This window comes from Binatus sp. (SeqCode), assembly GCF_049584895.1.
GTDB lineage: Bacteria > Desulfobacterota > Binatia > Binatales > Binataceae > Binatus.
The window spans coordinates 121293-136568 of record NZ_JBAUYR010000086.1 but is presented as its reverse complement, the minus strand read 5'-3'; the positions used below and the strand labels follow the sequence as shown (position 1 = coordinate 136568).

13 protein-coding genes and 1 tRNA gene are annotated in these 15276 nt (G+C 58.1%); 8 read left to right on the top strand and 6 right to left on the bottom strand.

Annotation, left to right across the window (positions count from 1 at the left end):
- The first annotated feature begins 204 nt into the window (after window positions 1-204).
- Together WB650_RS15695 and WB650_RS15690 are read left to right on the top strand one after the other, a co-directional pair.
- Window positions 205-375 carry a lasso RiPP family leader peptide-containing protein gene (locus WB650_RS15695; RefSeq protein ID WP_422303243.1) on the top strand — a complete coding sequence of 57 codons (171 nt, stop codon included), beginning with the start codon at window positions 205-207 and terminating at the stop codon, window positions 373-375.
- 511 nt (window positions 376-886) lie between these two features.
- Window positions 887-1519, top strand: coding sequence for a hypothetical protein (locus tag WB650_RS15690; protein ID WP_422303242.1), 633 nt, complete (start codon window positions 887-889; stop codon window positions 1517-1519).
- An 85-nt stretch (window positions 1520-1604) separates the two neighbouring features.
- On the opposite strand, the gene WB650_RS15685 is transcribed toward WB650_RS15690, so the two are convergent.
- Window positions 1605-2651, bottom strand: coding sequence for a hypothetical protein (locus WB650_RS15685; protein ID WP_422303241.1), 1047 nt, complete (start codon window positions 2649-2651; stop codon window positions 1605-1607).
- 354 nt (window positions 2652-3005) lie between these two features.
- Between WB650_RS15685 and WB650_RS15680 the strand changes: the two genes are divergently transcribed.
- Complete coding sequence (locus tag WB650_RS15680) at window positions 3006-4217, top strand: nucleotidyltransferase domain-containing protein (protein ID WP_422303240.1); 1212 nt, start codon at window positions 3006-3008, stop codon at window positions 4215-4217.
- 95 nt (window positions 4218-4312) lie between these two features.
- Complete coding sequence (locus WB650_RS15675) at window positions 4313-4678, top strand: YciI family protein (RefSeq protein ID WP_422303239.1); 366 nt, start codon at window positions 4313-4315, stop codon at window positions 4676-4678.
- Between the two features lie 565 nt (window positions 4679-5243).
- Here the strand turns inward: WB650_RS15675 and WB650_RS15670 are convergent.
- Window positions 5244-7076, bottom strand: a complete 1833-nt coding sequence (locus WB650_RS15670) for a flavin-containing monooxygenase (RefSeq protein ID WP_423961121.1) — start codon at window positions 7074-7076, stop codon at window positions 5244-5246.
- Window positions 7077-8204: 1128 nt separating this feature from the next.
- On the opposite strand from WB650_RS15670, the gene WB650_RS15665 reads away from it, so the two are divergent.
- A complete protein-coding gene (locus WB650_RS15665) occupies window positions 8205-9158 on the top strand; it encodes a site-specific integrase (protein WP_423961119.1) in 954 nt (317 codons plus the stop codon).
- Window positions 9159-9183: 25 nt separating this feature from the next.
- On the opposite strand, the gene WB650_RS15660 is transcribed toward WB650_RS15665, so the two are convergent.
- The 4 genes from WB650_RS15660 to WB650_RS15645 form a co-directional block, all read right to left on the bottom strand.
- Window positions 9184-9546, bottom strand: a complete 363-nt coding sequence (locus WB650_RS15660) for a VOC family protein (RefSeq protein WP_422295028.1) — start codon at window positions 9544-9546, stop codon at window positions 9184-9186.
- A gap of 221 nt (window positions 9547-9767) precedes the next feature.
- Window positions 9768-9840: transfer RNA gene (locus WB650_RS15655), tRNA-Lys, on the bottom strand.
- A gap of 101 nt (window positions 9841-9941) precedes the next feature.
- Window positions 9942-10355, bottom strand: coding sequence for a type II toxin-antitoxin system VapC family toxin (locus WB650_RS15650; protein WP_422303236.1), 414 nt, complete (start codon window positions 10353-10355; stop codon window positions 9942-9944).
- Window positions 10356-10676: 321 nt separating this feature from the next.
- Window positions 10677-11069: a hypothetical protein gene (locus WB650_RS15645; protein WP_422303235.1), complete on the bottom strand. Its 393-nt coding sequence runs from the start codon at window positions 11067-11069 to the stop codon at window positions 10677-10679.
- A 490-nt stretch (window positions 11070-11559) separates the two neighbouring features.
- Between WB650_RS15645 and WB650_RS15640 the strand changes: the two genes are divergently transcribed.
- From WB650_RS15640 to WB650_RS15630, 3 genes are all read left to right on the top strand, one after another.
- A complete protein-coding gene (locus WB650_RS15640) occupies window positions 11560-12744 on the top strand; it encodes a sigma-54 interaction domain-containing protein (RefSeq protein ID WP_422303234.1) in 1185 nt (394 codons plus the stop codon).
- Window positions 12745-12899: 155 nt separating this feature from the next.
- Complete coding sequence (locus tag WB650_RS15635) at window positions 12900-13862, top strand: glycosyltransferase family 2 protein (protein WP_422303233.1); 963 nt, start codon at window positions 12900-12902, stop codon at window positions 13860-13862.
- Window positions 13863-13910: 48 nt separating this feature from the next.
- Window positions 13911-15155, top strand: a complete 1245-nt coding sequence (locus WB650_RS15630) for an NAD-dependent epimerase/dehydratase family protein (protein ID WP_422303232.1) — start codon at window positions 13911-13913, stop codon at window positions 15153-15155.
- The last annotated feature ends 121 nt before the right edge of the window (window positions 15156-15276 follow it).

Here is a 15276-nt window from a genome sequence, read left to right as displayed (position 1 = left end):
TTTTAACCCAAACCTGCTGGATAACTTGACTTTAACTTGAGGCTCATAATATTCTGGGCTGCGGTTTTTAGCCACGAAATGGGTGTGCTGGTAGCGTTGCCAATGAGAGCATTACGCTGTTGGTAATGAGCTCAAGTATGTTATATAAACAAGCGAATTATTCTGGGGCGGTGCAAGTTGCAATTGGAGGCAATTGGGGCGGAGATGGCTAAAAGTACGAAAGCGCGACAAACGCCAGAAAAACAGAGTTTCAAAAAACCGTATACCAGTCCGCGTCTCGTCGAGTACGGTAACGTTACAAAACTCACAGCTTCAGGCGGTTCGGCTCCGAATGACGGAAGTGGCACGTTTCTCATTCGCAAGGTAACCCCGTAATCATACCAGCAGACTGAACCTCAACTCCCAGAGGTTGATTGAGTACCACTTTGGGTTCTGTAGGCGGTCCAGAGGACTTCCCATCGAGGTTCTGATGCGCTGATTTCCATCGAGTGGTCCAACTGGAAATTTTTCGGGCGGCGCGATCGTTACAGATCTCAGCAAAACGAGCATCCCAGGCTTTCGCCAACAAGCCTACGGGCTGCGAATTCTTACAGACGTTCCGATCCCGGAACTTCCGACATTTCGGGCCGCATCGCTTAGGTCGGCGGTTCGCGCGACTCTCGGCGGCCGCTTTCAGCGCATCCGTCTCAATCCCCAATGGTACCTGCGATCGCGACCTCGAGGTGGTAAGACCTGGCTTCGTTACGGCAAGACCCCCGGCGGTTACGTAATATCGTTTGCTGATATCGCCGACTTTGTCATTGACAGTTCCGGAAGCCAGGTTAACTGCTGCAACACCCGCCACGACGTAAGTCTGGAGACCATCCGCCATCTCCTGATAGACCAAGTGCTTCCGCTGGTTGTAAACCTGCGCGGGCGTGACGCCCTCCACGCTACTGCGGTCGCGACGCGATGGGGAGTTTGTGCATTCACGGGGCCCGCAGGGTCGGGTAAGTCGACGCTAGCTGCGAGCTTCGTCCTGTTTGGGCATCCCCTGGTCTGCGACGATTGCCTGGCGCTTTCCGGAAACAGAGCGATTATGACGCTTCCCGGTTATCCGGGCTTGCGGTTGTGGGACGACTCGATACGGGCGCTTGGCGCAAGTTCACGGAATCTGAAGCCGGTCGCGCAGTATACGACGAAATCGCGCTGGCAGAACTCCCGACACTCCGACTTCTGCTCGACCAAGCGCAAGCTCGCGCGCATCTATTTGCTCGAACGTGCGCGATCGAACAAACGCTCGGCCCGCGCGCTGATCGAGGAGCTCGCTCCCGGGGAGGCTATTATGGGGCTGGTCCAGGTGGCCTACAGGCTCGATATCACCGACCGCGAGATGATGAGACGTCAGTTCCAGTTCCTCTCGAGCGTTGCCGAGCGCGTCCCGGTCAAACGTCTCATCGTACCGAACGATTTTTCCGCGCTCTCCGCGGTAAGATTGGCGGTGCTGTACGACTTGAGCAATCGCAGCTTGCCCTGCTGAGCAGAGCGCGAAGCTCCGCGGGTCGCATGACCCGCGGAGCCACCACTCAAACGATCAAGACTTAGCGGAAGATTGCCTCACACCATCAGAAAGTGGTGTTCGGAATGCACGCAGGGCTCGATACGGTACCGGCCCGGGCCGTGCCTGTGGGTGGATTAAAGGTGTTGGTGACCCAGTGGTTCGCGCCGCAAGTGCTGCTCGCGTCATGGAGATCGTAACCACTTGTAGTGTGGTTACCCGATGCGTTGATGAGGAATACGCGGTCTCCAGTGCTCGCTTCACTCGCATCCAGGAAAATTCCGTCACCCGCATTACCTGTGACTGCAGGTGAAGTACCGCCTGTTTCACCTTCGGGCGCGTCGCCCACCTTAACGCTGGAGTTGGTGCCGCAGCCAGAGGTGCAGCCTATGTGCACGCCAGCCCCACCATTATCTACAGATAGAAACACGTTGAGCCTCGGCCCGGCCGAGCCGGTTACGAGCACTCCATCGGCGCAGTTGTTTCCAGTGAAGAAGTCTGCAGCGCCGCACTCATCACCGCAGCTAGCTACGAAAATACCCTGCATGGAGTTTTCCGAGGAATCAAGATTGGTCCACAACTCCGTCGCTTCGCTCCCGCCGTTCATCTTCAGCCCGACTCCGTTGCCGAGGGTTAAGACGTCATCGCCCGCGGTATTGTTCCCTTGATCCAGCACGCCCACTGCAAACCCCGAGACTTCACCACCGCCACCTTCGATAACGTCTTCATTTGCGGAGGTTTCAATGTGGATACCGTCGCCGGTCGAGCCAGCGAACGCGCACATCGGTGTCCCAAGGTCAGCAACTGTCCCAGGGCCGGTGATGTCGAAACCCTGGAGAGCCAAGGTGTTGCCGGTACCACCGAGAGTGATGCAGGTGGCGCTCGCGGTAGCCTCGGTGAGGTTTTGCGTCACCAGATAGATGGTGTTCGTCCCCGTGAGGGCTGTGGCCGAACATGCGCTGATGCTCACCGTCGAAATGGCGGCAGGGACTGACTTGGCCTTCTTGGCCCATGCACTCCCGGATGTCGCTAAGGCAACCCCGACTGTAAAAACGAAAAGCAGAGCTGCTGTCCGAGCTGCGAAACTCGGGGTCTTTGGTGCGATCCGATTCATACCTGTGTACTCCTTCGTTTTTTCTTCGTTTCTCAGCTATTTTCTACTATGACGGTTCTTCGTAACTCTTAATCTGGGAGATTCGTTCAAAACGTGTCCTTATTAACTTCCTTGCGGTAAATTTGCACGTCCGCATCATTCCATTTTGTCTCCCTTGCGTCAAGCGGGTCTATAACCCTCATACACAACTTTCTTTTAGGCTGTTAGTCGTTAGAAGCTGTAAATGATGCGAACTGATCTAAAATACTACAATTTGTTAGATTGCGCGTGTCGTTAGTAGCACGCCGATTCTTGTAGATTTGATATCAGGTGCACTTGGGCCCGGCTCTTCCTCACGCTATGTTCCATAGCCCTGTGGCATCCAACACTCTTCTAAACCTCGCCAACTTGTCTCCTGAAGCATCCATCGTGCTGTGCAGCGCGACCACGAAGCCGACGCCTTCGCGCACGGCGCTGGCCTCCGAACTTGCTGCGCAGGTGCGCGATTGGGATCGTCTCATCGAGACTGCCAGAAGTCATGCGGTGCTCCCGCTGGTCCATCGGTACCTGAAACTCGAATGCAGTACCGCAGTCCCGCAAGAGGGAGCGTCAAGATTAACGACCGAATGGCAGTTCATCGCTCTGTATAACCGTCATCTGGCGGCAGAGCTCGTGCGCCTGCTGGCCCTGCTGAAGGCCGCAGGCGTTGCAGCCGTCGCCTTCAAGGGCCCGGTGCTGGCGGCGATGGCGTACGGATCGATCGAACTTCGCCAGTTCAGCGATCTCGATATTCTGGTGCGCCAGTCCGATCTGCCGCGGGTTGCCGAAATACTCACCGCCGAGCGATATCTCTCGCCGCACACCAGGCGCGAAGGACTGGCGACCGGTTACTTTCAGGAATCCGAGGACGCGTTTTTTGCCGCCGGCGGGATGGGCGCAGTCGACGTTCATTGGAAGGTCACGCCGCGCTCGTTCCGATTCGCCCCCGATGAGGAAGCTTTCTGGCATCGCGCGCAGACAGTTGATCTAGAGTTCGGCACCGTGACCGCGATCGCGCCGGAGGACATGCTGCTGTACCTCTGCGTTCACGCGGCAAAGCACGGATGGGTTGCGCTCGGAGGGATTTGCGACGTAGCGGAGACCATTCGCGCGCGTCCAGCGATCGATTTGAGGGCGATACTCGACCAAGCGACGACGCTGGGCAGTCGCAGGATGTTCCTGACCGGCATCCTGCTCGCGCACGAGCTGGCCGGCGCGCCGGTTGATCCTGACGTGGTTGCGATAGCTCGACGAGACCGCGCAGTTGAATCGTTGGCAAGGCGTGTCGCGAGCCAACTGTTCAGCGGATCAGGCCCGGGACGGTCGCAGTTCGATCCATGGGCCGTTCCGATACGATCAATCGAAAGCATGCGCGCGCGGACGCGCTACGTCGTCCGCCGGATGCTGGCGCCGACAATGGGCGATTATGAACTGGTCCAACTGCCGGCGTCGCTGTTCCCGCTCTACTGGGTAATCCGGCCGTTTCGGATGGCGGTGCAATACGGCCCGCGCCTCTTTCGCTCCTCATCAAACAGTCCGAACGCTTGAACGTCCAGCAACCGTGGCGACGTCATTGTCGATTTTCGTCTCCAGCGAACGACTAGATAGTGCGCGATACATTCGAGCGATCTGGAGAATCACCTATGCGATATTTGTGTGCCGTTTACCTCGAACCGAAGTCGATGGAAAAATTGTCCCCGGCAGAGGGCGCAACCCTCGACCGCGACTCAATAGCCTATGACGACGAGCTGCGCAGAAGCGGTCATTACATCGTGTCCGACGCCCTCCAGCGTGCGACCACCGCCAAAACCCTGCGCGTCCGCAACGGCAAGCTGTCGGTCACGGACGGCCCCTTCGCCGAAACCAAGGAGCAGTTAGGCGGCTTCATCCTGGTAGAAGCCAGCAACATGGACGAGGCGGTCGAGCTAGCGTCAAAGATCCCGATGGCCAAATACGGCACCATCGAAGTCCGCCCCATCATGGACCTGTCGTCAAAATCCAAATCCTAAGGCCTGAGTGGGGCGGGCCGCCGTGCCCGCGGCTCCTGCGTTCGCAGTATTCAGATCGACGAAGACTTGCGGCGAATTTTGCTACGCAACGCAATGAGCCGGTCCTCGACCATCATCCGCGCGGCGCTCTTCCCCTCTCCCGCTGGGAGAGGATTCAAGGTGAGGGACCTTGTTCAGCGCGCATTTTTGCGCGCGATTCAATGTTTTGGTTCTCGGTGTGCCTTGCGTTTCTCTGCGAAATTGCAAAATTCCCGAGAGCCGTGCCTTCGTCCGAATCGTCTCATGAAACAACCCGCAGACGACGCCGCGAGCAGACGAGGCAGAGAACATTCTCTGCGTCATCTTCGAGGCAGGCGATTATGCAACATTAAATTCAGGCGTCAATTTCCGATCGCTCATTCTTCAGAATCTTGAATCGCGCGCTAGGCGCGCGCTGAGTAAGGTCCCTCACCTTAAATCCTCTCCCGACGGGAGAGGGGAAGAGCGCCGCCAAGTTAGGTATGCAAAGCTCTCCTCATAGTAGGTAGAGGCGTTCGATATTCTGACGACAGCCGACTCCGCCCCTTCAGCTGAAGCGCAAACCTTTCATCTCGCCGGCTTCGCGCCATTTGCGGATTAGGTCGTGGAACTCGACTGGGCCGCCGCCGTATAGCTCACCTGCCAGCCCGAAGCCTTTTTGCGGCTTGCCTTCGTTGTTGTAGTAGCCAGGCGTGCAGGCCTCCAGGAAGTCCTGGTTATTCATCGCCTTCTCTTTGATCATCGCCACCCATTCCGCTTCCGCCTCGGCCGTCGGCTCGATGCATCGCGCCTCTTGCGATTTCGCGTGCCGGATAAGCTCGGTGATGTGCTGGGCCTGCTCTTCGAGCATGTGCGGAAAGTTCGCGGTCAACGCATTCTGCGTGACGCCCATGTGGAAGCAGTTTGGGAATCCTGCGGTGCAAAAACCGTGCAGCGTTTTCAGACCGTTGGCCCAATTCTCGCTCAATGCCTTACCGCCGCGACCGTAAACCTCGAAGCCCGCGCGACGCGTGTAGGCTGTGCCCACTTCGAATCCAGTCGCAAAGATAATGCAGTCGACCTCGTACTCGATTCCGTCGAACACCAGTCCCTTCTCCGTGATTCGATCGACGCCCCGGCCCATCGTATCCACGAGTATGACGTTCGGCCGGTTGAACGCGGGCAGATACTCGTCGTTGAACGTCGGGCGTTTGCAGAACTGCCGATACCACGGCTTCAGCGACTCCGCGGTCCGCTTGTCCTTGACGATCGAGTCCACCCGGGCGCGGATCTGATTCATCTTCTTGAAATCCGCGATCTCCGCCAGGCGCATGACCTCCTGCATCGAGACCTCGGAATCTTTTTTCCGCGCCATCAGCAGGCCGCCGAGATTGCGGATGATATCGGTCCATCCGTCGTTGACCAGGTCCTCCGGCTGGAAGCCTCCCGTGACCAGCACGTTGAAATTCTCCATCCGATGCTTCTGCCATCCCGGCTTCAGCGTCTTCACCCACTCGGGATCAGTCGGACGATTCCCCCGGTTGTCGATCGAAGAAGGCGTCCGCTGGAACACGTACAGCTCCTTCGCATACTTGGCCAGGAACGGGACGCACTGGACGGCGGTCGCGCCGGTGCCAATCACGGCGACTCGCTTGTCGCCAAGCTTGTGCAAATTTCCGTTGGTATCGCCGCCCGTATAGCCATAGTCCCAGCGGCTGGTATGGAACGTATGCCCCTTGAAGCTGTCGATACCTGGAATTCCGGGCAGCTTCGGCCGGTTAAGCGGCCCGTTGGACATCACGACGAACCGCGCGCGCATCCGATCGTCGCGATTGGTCGTAACGATCCACCGGCACTCGTCCTCGCTCCACGTGAGCGCTTTGATCTGAGTCTGAAAGCATGCGTCGCGATACAGGTCGAAATGCTCGCCGATACGCCGCGCGTGGGCCAGGATCTCCGGCGCGTAGGAGTACTTCTCCTTGGGGATGTAGCCGGTCTCCTCGAGCAGCGGCAGATAGATGTACGATTCGATATCGCATTGCGCGCCGGGATAGCGGTTCCAGTACCAGGTGCCGCCGAAGTCCCCGCCCTTCTCGATGATGCGAATATCTTTGACGCCGGCCTCGCGCAGCCGCGCGCCTGCCAACAGCCCGCCGAAGCCGCCGCCGATGATGACGACGTCGACTGCGTCGGTCAGAGGCTCGCGAGTGAACCCGGGATCGACATAAGGATCGTCGACGTAACGGCTGAAGTCGCCCTTCACTTCGACGTACTGTTCGTTGCCGTCAGGTCGAAGCCGCTTGTCGCGTTCCTCGCGATACTTGGCGCGCAGTGCCTCAGGATCGAAATCGAATTCCTGCTGTCCATTGCTGCCTGAAGGGACTTTTTCAATCTCGCTCATCGCTGAAACTCCGATCTGAAGATATTTGTGAGCCGGCTGGGACTTGAACCCAGGACCCTGTGATTAAAAGAAATAGCACACGTTCGCGCAAGATTGCGCTCGGTCGCTTTCAGTCTGATTTCTATAGGCTTTTCGCTCTCGCGCTGCTCTCAGTATCTGTCGATTGCTGAGCGTCTCGCGTCAAAAGCTTTACAATCTATTACAATTTGGCCCTTGCAAACCTCGCGCGCTATGGTTGAGGAGGACTGGCAATTTGTCGTGTCAGTCGCTGACCTCAAGCCCGCGAGCTTGCTCGCGCTCGACGACGATTCGGGACAGCCGGAACAAAGTGGGATCGCGGACCAGTGCGGACTACGCCCGACGAGGGCGGACCAAGCGATCGGCAGCCGGAAGGGCCAGACACTCAGCGCAGACTCCATTCTCAAGCGTAATGCCGAACTCTCTTTCGAGCATCTTCCGCACCCGCTCGCTGAGGGGGAACTGATCGATCTTCGTTTCGATGGGCGACTTCTGGCCGCACAATACGCATGTCATAAAGCGAACCGTAGCCGATCCGTCATGCGCGCGACGAGGATTAAGAGGTTCTCGCCATTACCAAGCTGAGCGTAATTCCACCGCTAGTTTGGGAATAAATTGTTCTCTGAAGGACAATTTTGTCGTTTTCTCAATCCTCTTGAACTGAATTTGCGTTTGCATTATTAAAAAAATAGAAGATCTCGTCGCCGAAAGGTCCTCAATCAGGAGGGTTGCTTCCCTATGAATCGCGACGCGTGGAACAGCCATCAGTGGTCTAGTCCGAAACCTCGCCAAGTAGAGATCGAGCACGACAAACCGCTTCGCCAACATCACTGCTCCCGTTGCGGGCGTGATTTCGTCGAGTCTCTGTCCGGGGAACGATGGGCGGTTTACGTCTCAGTATTTAGCTTTCGCAGACTTCCCGACCACATCAGTACGCAATGGCTTGGGGAAATGTGTCCAGGCGCGCCAATGGCTTTCGACATGGAGGTCCGTTCCAGGCTGACCGATCATCACGCCAAGTAAAAAATTGGCTCTGGTATTTTCCCCTCTGGAGCCTCGGCACGCTCGGTAAACATGCACCCACTAACGGTGAGCCGAGCGTGCCTTTTTTTGCTCGACCAATCGCGATATTCGCGAAGCCAAGTTGAGACGCCGAACGCGAAATGCTGCGGCGCGCTATTCGTCGCGTCTGTCGCTAATCTCAAACCCGCGCGAGCGGTCAATCTGACGCGCGACGTGATTTCAGCCTATGTCGCGAAGCGTCGCGCGATGCTCGTCAAGCGCGCCACTGGCAACAAAATCATCGTCAACGTGAAAACGGTCGTAGAGCGCGTCGAGCAGCCGCCGTCGAACGGGACAATCAATTTTGAACTCGCCCTGCTCCGGCGCGCGTTCAATATTCAAGTCGAAGCGCGCAAACTTTCGCGCGACCATGTCCCTGTGATGCCGATGCTGGAAAAATCGAAGCCGCGCCAAGGGTTCCTCGACCCTGCCGAATTTGATGCGCTCGTCGCCAAGCTCCCTGAGCATCTGCGCGATGCAGTTCGCTTTCTCTACGCGAGCGGCTGGCGCAAGAACGAAGCGATGACCCTCGAATGGCGCGACGTGGATTTCCAAAACGGCGTGATTCGTCTGCGCGCCGAGCACTCGAAGAACAAGCAGACGCGCGTGCTCCCGCTCGCTGACGAAGTGCTCGAAATCATCAAGCGCGCTCGCTCGACGCGCTCGCTCGCTTGCCCGTTCGTATTTCAGCACGACGGCGCGAAGCTCCCCACCTTCCGCAAGGTATGGGCGAATGCCTGCAAGGCGGCGGGTCTTGGCCGTCTGGTCATTCACGACCTGCGCCGCTCAGCCGTTCGCAATCTCGTTCGTGCAGGCGTCAGCGAGAGCGTGGCGATGGGTTTCACGGGGCACAAGACGCGCAGCATTTTCGACCGATACGACATCCTCGACAAGCGGGACCTCGAAGCTGCGTCAGCGAAGCTCGCGAGCTATGTGCGCGAGCGCGCTCAGGAAGAACCGAAGGTGGCCGCCCCCCAGCTTCCGCAGCGCAAGAGCGCGTAAGTAACAAGGCAGTCCCGTAGCCTCGCTATTCTTCCTGATGGCAAACGGCTTCTATGTTGTTGCCGTCGGGATCCTTCACGAAGCCGCCGTAGTAGTTGGCGGAATATTGGGGACGGAGACCGGGCTTGCCGTTGTCCTTGCCGCCGGCGGGCAGAGCGGCATCGTAGAACGCCTTCACGGCAGCGCGGTTCTTGGCCACGAATGCAACATGGACAGGTCCGGTCGGTTCGCCCTTGGCCAAACACAAGGCGGGCGCGTCCTTGGGGCCAAAGACCACTATTCCGTCCGCGTCGTACTGCACGCTGAAGCCAAGCGGCGCCAGCGCGGCGCTGTAGAAGCGCTTGCTCGAGTTGAGGTCCTTCACCTTAAGCATGATGTGATCAAACATGACTCTCTCCTTCTCTGACTTTCGTTTTCTCGACCCGGACGGCTCTCGTGCCGCGCCGCCGGCGCCTAACGACACGCAAGAGCGCGCGCAGTCGTGTGAACGCTGCGCGCGCTTTTTTCGTCCGCCCTCAAAAGTTTTACAAACTGTTACAGTTTTCGCATCCTGCCAATCGCGTGGTCATTTGAAGCGCTACAAAGCATTGAATCCAAAAGGGTTTTGAGTGAGCCGGCTGGGACTTGAACCCAGGACCCTGTGATTAAAAGTCACATGCTCTACCACCTGAGCTACCGGCTCCCGAGAGATTCCAATGCTTACAGGTAATTCAAAGCGTTGGAAACAGTTTCGCTGGAAGCTCTGTTCATCCGCGATCTTCGAGTCGCCCGTGCGATTGGCACCTAGCCACCTTCGAGGACCTCGACCGCTATATCGGTGCATCGCGCGAGAGAACTGTCTCCGGTCAGAAAGACGTCAACCTTCTCTTCGATGGCCGAGGCCAGATGAATCGCGTCCGGTGTCTTGAAACCATGTCGCGCGCGCAACGTTGTGGCGGTTGCGACAATCTCGGCCGTTATCTCCACAATCAACATTCGGTTCGCGCCGAACAGCTTGTCATACGCTGCCAGCAGGCTACGATCCTTGTCTCTGACGGGGCGGATCCGGCACTCCAGGCATGACAGCCGCGATGTTAGAAGTCGCGACGCTGGATCGGTTTGGTGCTCGAGCAGTCGACGGACGACTACCGCATGGAAAGGACTTTCCGCTTCGACCAGGTAGATTATGGAGCACGCATCGAGGTAGATGCGGCTCATCGATTATCCCACGAGTCGCGCTCCTCGTGGATCTGTTGATCGATTTCAGTTTTAGATCGAGACCCGGGGACAAACGCTGCGATAACCTCGAAAACGTCAGGCGTTCGAGTTTTCGGCAATTGGCGGATTGTGACTTCCACTTCTCCCCGGATCTCAGGCACAGCTTTCGTAAGCTCTATATGCCTCGGATCTGAGAATTTTCCTCGAGCGACAATATTCCGTCTCATGGTCCTGCCTGATTTCCATGCTTACAGGAATCCGAAGTGTTGAAAACAGTCGCGATTAGACCGCTCACCGTGCTTGGTCGATAATCGAGTCTCATCACGATCGCGGCACGCTGCTGAACAGCGGCGCAAAATTGGCGCGATAGTACCACGCCAGGAAAAGCTCGAGCGCCGTCACGATGAACGCGATTGCCAACTGCATCGGTACCGGCGAGAGATAGATATGGAACCCGAGAATGTTCACGATCACCGGCGCGAGAACCACCAGTGCAAATGGCACCGCCACATTGATCAGGAGCAGCACTCCCCCTAAAACCTGGGCCCCAAAAATCAACCCGAACATATAATGAGTCGCGATCAGCGCGCCGAAGAATGCGCCCGCTGCCGGTGTCGGCGGAGGATTCGGCATAAAATGCAGGAAGCCGTTCAGGCCGAAGACAAAAAAGACCAGGCCCAGCAGGATCCGAGCGACCGTGACAGCTATCTTCATCTTTATTTCCTCCAGCATACTAATAGCAATCGCGGGTTATCCCGACCATCGACTAAAGTGCTCGCCCCGCACGTTGGATTATCCGCAAGCCGACCAATTTCCCCTATATTTTCGCTGAATTCCGGTGAATTTTCGCCGCCGGGCAGCCTATACCTTGGGTGTGGAAAAGCCCACGAAAGCTTGATTTTTCAACTGGTTAAAGGCGATGATTGCCGGTCTTTCATTCCTGAACTATGCCAAGTGAGGGAGAATGAGAAAGAGGCTATCAATTGGCGTGAAACCTCGTCATGATTGCCACCGCCTTGGGCGAATCAATCGAAGGAGCTAAAACACGAAGGTGCTCGCGTTTGCTAAGGACAGTCGGTAAAATCTCAGCGCGACGGCTTGACACACCATGCGCTACTCGACTATATCCAAAATCCTACAACTAGTAGAGAAGATTTAGTAACTAATTGTAGTCGAAGTTAAGCAGCGGAGAAGGAACCAAACGATGCGCCTTCAAGAGTACTCGGCGAACGGATCGCCGGTCGTGGCTGCGATGAATAATCTTCGCGCCGATCCGGCGGCTGCCGCGTGCGATTGGTTCAGCCTCGAGCAGCTTGCGCATGGGTCGGAGCGGGTGGGCGGGATGGTGGTGCGGTCGGCGCAAGTACGCAAGGTGCTGAAAACCATTTCACGCCTGAGCCCTTACAAAGCAACCGTCCTGATTCACGGCGAGTCCGGCACCGGCAAGGAACTGGTGGCGCGAGCGCTTCATACGCTCGGCTCCGCACCCGGCGGCCCGTTCGTGACCTTCAACTGCTCGAACCTGGTCGAGACGCTGGCGGAGTCGCAGCTCTTCGGCCATGTGCGCGGCGCCTTCACCGACGCCCGCGAGGATTCGCTCGGTTATTTTCGCTCGGCCAACGGCGGAACCCTCTTCCTCGACGAAATCGGCGAGCTCCCGCTGCGCCTGCAGCCCAAGCTGTTGCGCGCGGTCGAGACTCACGAGATCCAGCCGGTCGGCTCGTCGCGCTCCTACTCGGTTGATATTCGCCTGGTCGCTGCCACCAATCGCGACTTGCGTGCGATGGTCAAAGCTAGTCAATTCCGTGACGACCTGTACTACCGCCTCAACGCCGCCGCGATTCTGGTTCCCCCGCTGCGCGAACGGCGCGAGGCGATCCCGGCCTTCGTCGCTCATTTCATCGAGCACTACAACCGGCTCTTCGGCAAAGATGTAAAACAGGTGTCCCGCGCCGCGTTGGACGTAATATGCGCCAATCAGTGGCTCGGCAACGTCCGCGAGCTCGGCCATGCGATCGAGAGCGCGGTACTGATGACCGAGAACGATCGGATCGATGTCGATGACCTGCCTTTCAATCACGACGACGCGACCCCTGAAGAGATCGGCGTGCCGATCGACGCGATGCTTCCGAGTGCACCGATGGACCTGGTCGAGGGCGCGGCGAGCAACACCGCGAAGGAATGGCCCTACTCGCTCGACGCTGTCATTCGCGAAGCCTCGAAGCACGCGCTGGTTCGGGCACTGCAGGCGACCGAGGGCAACTGCCATCGCGCCGCCGAGTTGCTGGGCGTATCGCGCTACACCGTCTACCGGATGCTGAACCGTTTCGGTCTGGCCGAAGGCCGCACATACCGAACCTTCCGTAAACCAACCGTTCGCCGCGTATAACGGCGGACCCGGAACTGATTCGAACGCGAAACCTTCCGTGGGTTTCGCGTTTCCTTTTCCAGGAGTAACTCCTGCACCTTGGTATCGGCCCGTTGAGCAGCCTGCCACTTGGCGTGTAACCTGTCGCGAGGACTTCCGTCCGAGTCCCAACCACAGTGCCTCGCGTTTCTGTAATCATCCCTGCCTACAATGCCGCCGCGACCATCGCCGGCACCGTCGACAGCGTCCTCGAGCAAACTTTCCAGGATTTGGAAATCATCTGCGTCGATGACGGCTCCACTGATGGCACCATCCCGATCGTCAAGCACTATGCCGAACGCGTGCGGTTGATTGAGCAAGGCAACAGCGGACCGGCCGCGGCGCGCAACAACGGCGCACGCAATTCTTCCGGCGAGTATCTCGCCTTCCTCGACGCCGACGACATCTGGACGCCGCAATTCCTCGAGCGCAGCGTGGCGGCGCTCGATGCCGACCCTGCGCTCTCGCTCGTCTATTGCAACTGCGCACTCGCCGACAGCGAGGGCGTTGCGCTCGACACGTCCCTGGTCGGCAGCGGCTTCGATCATGCCCCCTCACTGAACGAACTGCTGACGCAACTGTGGCCGATAATGCCGAGCGCTGCTCTCGTCCGCCGCTCCTCTTACGACACGTGCGGCGGTTATCGCGACGCGTTGAAGGGCGCCAGCTTTCGGTTCGAGGACGTAGATTTCTGGATCAAGATGCGCGAGCAGGGGCCGTTCGGATATATCGACGAGCCGCTGATCACGTGGCGCTTCGCATGGTTCCCCAAACAGCTCAAGCGCCTGCCCGACTATTCGAAAGCGCTGCACGTTTTCGAGGCGTATCTGCAGGAGCGCTACGGCGTTTCTGCCGCGCCGCTGGTGGATGCGCGCGCGCGAGCGCCGCGAAGCATCCTCGCGACGATTGGCCTCAAGGCGATGCGCGACGGCGACCGTCCTCGTGCGCGAGCCGCATTCGCGCGCGCTATCAAGGTCGATCCGTATCGGCTCAAAAACTATTTGCGCTGGATGCGCACGTGGCTGCCGCACCGCATCGCGCAAAGTCTGTCCGGCGGAAGCTCGCGGCGCACTCGATCTGATCGCGCATATCAGGAATAAATAGACGGCGAATCGCTGATTCGCTTTTTCACGGTGGAGGCATTTTCAATGCGGGTGATTGTAACTGGTGGGGACGGATATCTCGGGTGGCCGCAGGCGATGTACCTGTCAAAGCGCGGCTACGAAGTATGCGTGGTCGACAACTTCAGCCGCAGGCTGTGGGACCTCGAAGGCGGCACCGAAAGCCTGATTCCGATCGCGCCGCTGCATGACCGCGTCGCGGCGTGGCGCGAGACGACCGGCAAGTCGATTCAAATCGCAGTCGGCGATCTGACCGATTACGCATTCATCAGCGGCGTGGTACGCGACTTCAAGCCCGACGCGATCGTGCATTACGGCGAGCAGCGCAGTGCGCCATTTTCGATGATCGATCGGCGACATTCGGTTCTCACCCAGGTCAACAATCTCGTCGGCACGCTCAACGCCGTCTACGCGATTCGCGAGCACGTCCCCGAATGCCACCTGGTCAAGCTCGGCACGATGGGCGAGTACGGAACGCCCAACATCGATATCGAAGAGGGCTTTATCGAGATCACGCACAACGGCCGCACCGACACTCTGCCGTATCCGAAACAGCCCGGCTCGTTCTATCACCTGTCCAAAGTCCACGACTCGCACAACATCCACTTCGCGTGCAAAATCTGGGGCATCCGCGCGACCGATCTCAACCAGGGCGTCGTCTACGGAATCGAAACTGACGAGACGATGCTCGATGAGAGGCTCGCGACGCGTTTCGACTACGACGGAATCTGGGGCACCGTCCTGAACCGTTTCTGTATCGAGGCCGCCATCGGCCATCCGCTGACGGTTCACGGCAAGGGCGGCCAAACCCGCGGCTACCTGAACATCCGCGACACCATGCGATGTATTGAAATCGCAATCGAGAAACCGGCCAAGCCAGGCGAATACAGAGTCTTCAACCAGTTCACCGAACAGTTTTCGGTGGGCCAACTAGCCGACCTAATCCAGGCCGCGGCAAAGCACAAAGGCCGCAATGTCGAAATCCAACACATCGCAGACCCACGCGTAGAAGCCGAGGTCCATTACTACAACGCCAAGCATACGAAGCTGATCGACCTGGGCCTCAAGCCGCGCCTGTTATCAGACACCCTGATCGACTCAGTCCTCGACAAGGTCGAGCACTACAAACATCGCGTAAAAAAAGATCGCATCGCCGCCCTGGTAAACTGGCGCAACACCAGCAATGCAATCGGCTACGGATCGATATCCGCGAAGGAAGTCGAAGCAGAGCCCGAGCCAAAACCAAAAGCGCAAATCTCCCGCGCCCGGTAAAAGCGGCTACGGTTTTTTCCGTCATCCTGAGCGCAGCGAAGGATCTCGCGCGCAAGCGCGCTAAGGCGACACCGAACGCCGGAGCGTCCGGCGAGATTCTTCGCTACAGCAGCTTCCGCTC

Coding starts and splice junctions, on each gene's coding strand:
- WB650_RS15640 (WP_422303234.1), top strand. CDS start 11,560: ATGCGCCTTCAAGAGTACTCGGCGAACGGATCGCCGGTCGTGGCTGCG.
- WB650_RS15675 (WP_422303239.1), top strand. CDS start 4,313: ATGCGATATTTGTGTGCCGTTTACCTCGAACCGAAGTCGATGGAAAAA.
- WB650_RS15670 (WP_423961121.1), bottom strand. CDS start 7,076: ATGAGCGAGATTGAAAAAGTCCCTTCAGGCAGCAATGGACAGCAGGAA.
- WB650_RS15660 (WP_422295028.1), bottom strand. CDS start 9,546: ATGTTTGATCACATCATGCTTAAGGTGAAGGACCTCAACTCGAGCAAG.
- WB650_RS15685 (WP_422303241.1), bottom strand. CDS start 2,651: ATGAATCGGATCGCACCAAAGACCCCGAGTTTCGCAGCTCGGACAGCA.
- WB650_RS15695 (WP_422303243.1), top strand. CDS start 205: ATGGCTAAAAGTACGAAAGCGCGACAAACGCCAGAAAAACAGAGTTTC.
- WB650_RS15650 (WP_422303236.1), bottom strand. CDS start 10,355: ATGAGCCGCATCTACCTCGATGCGTGCTCCATAATCTACCTGGTCGAA.
- WB650_RS15630 (WP_422303232.1), top strand. CDS start 13,911: ATGCGGGTGATTGTAACTGGTGGGGACGGATATCTCGGGTGGCCGCAG.
- WB650_RS15645 (WP_422303235.1), bottom strand. CDS start 11,069: ATGAAGATAGCTGTCACGGTCGCTCGGATCCTGCTGGGCCTGGTCTTT.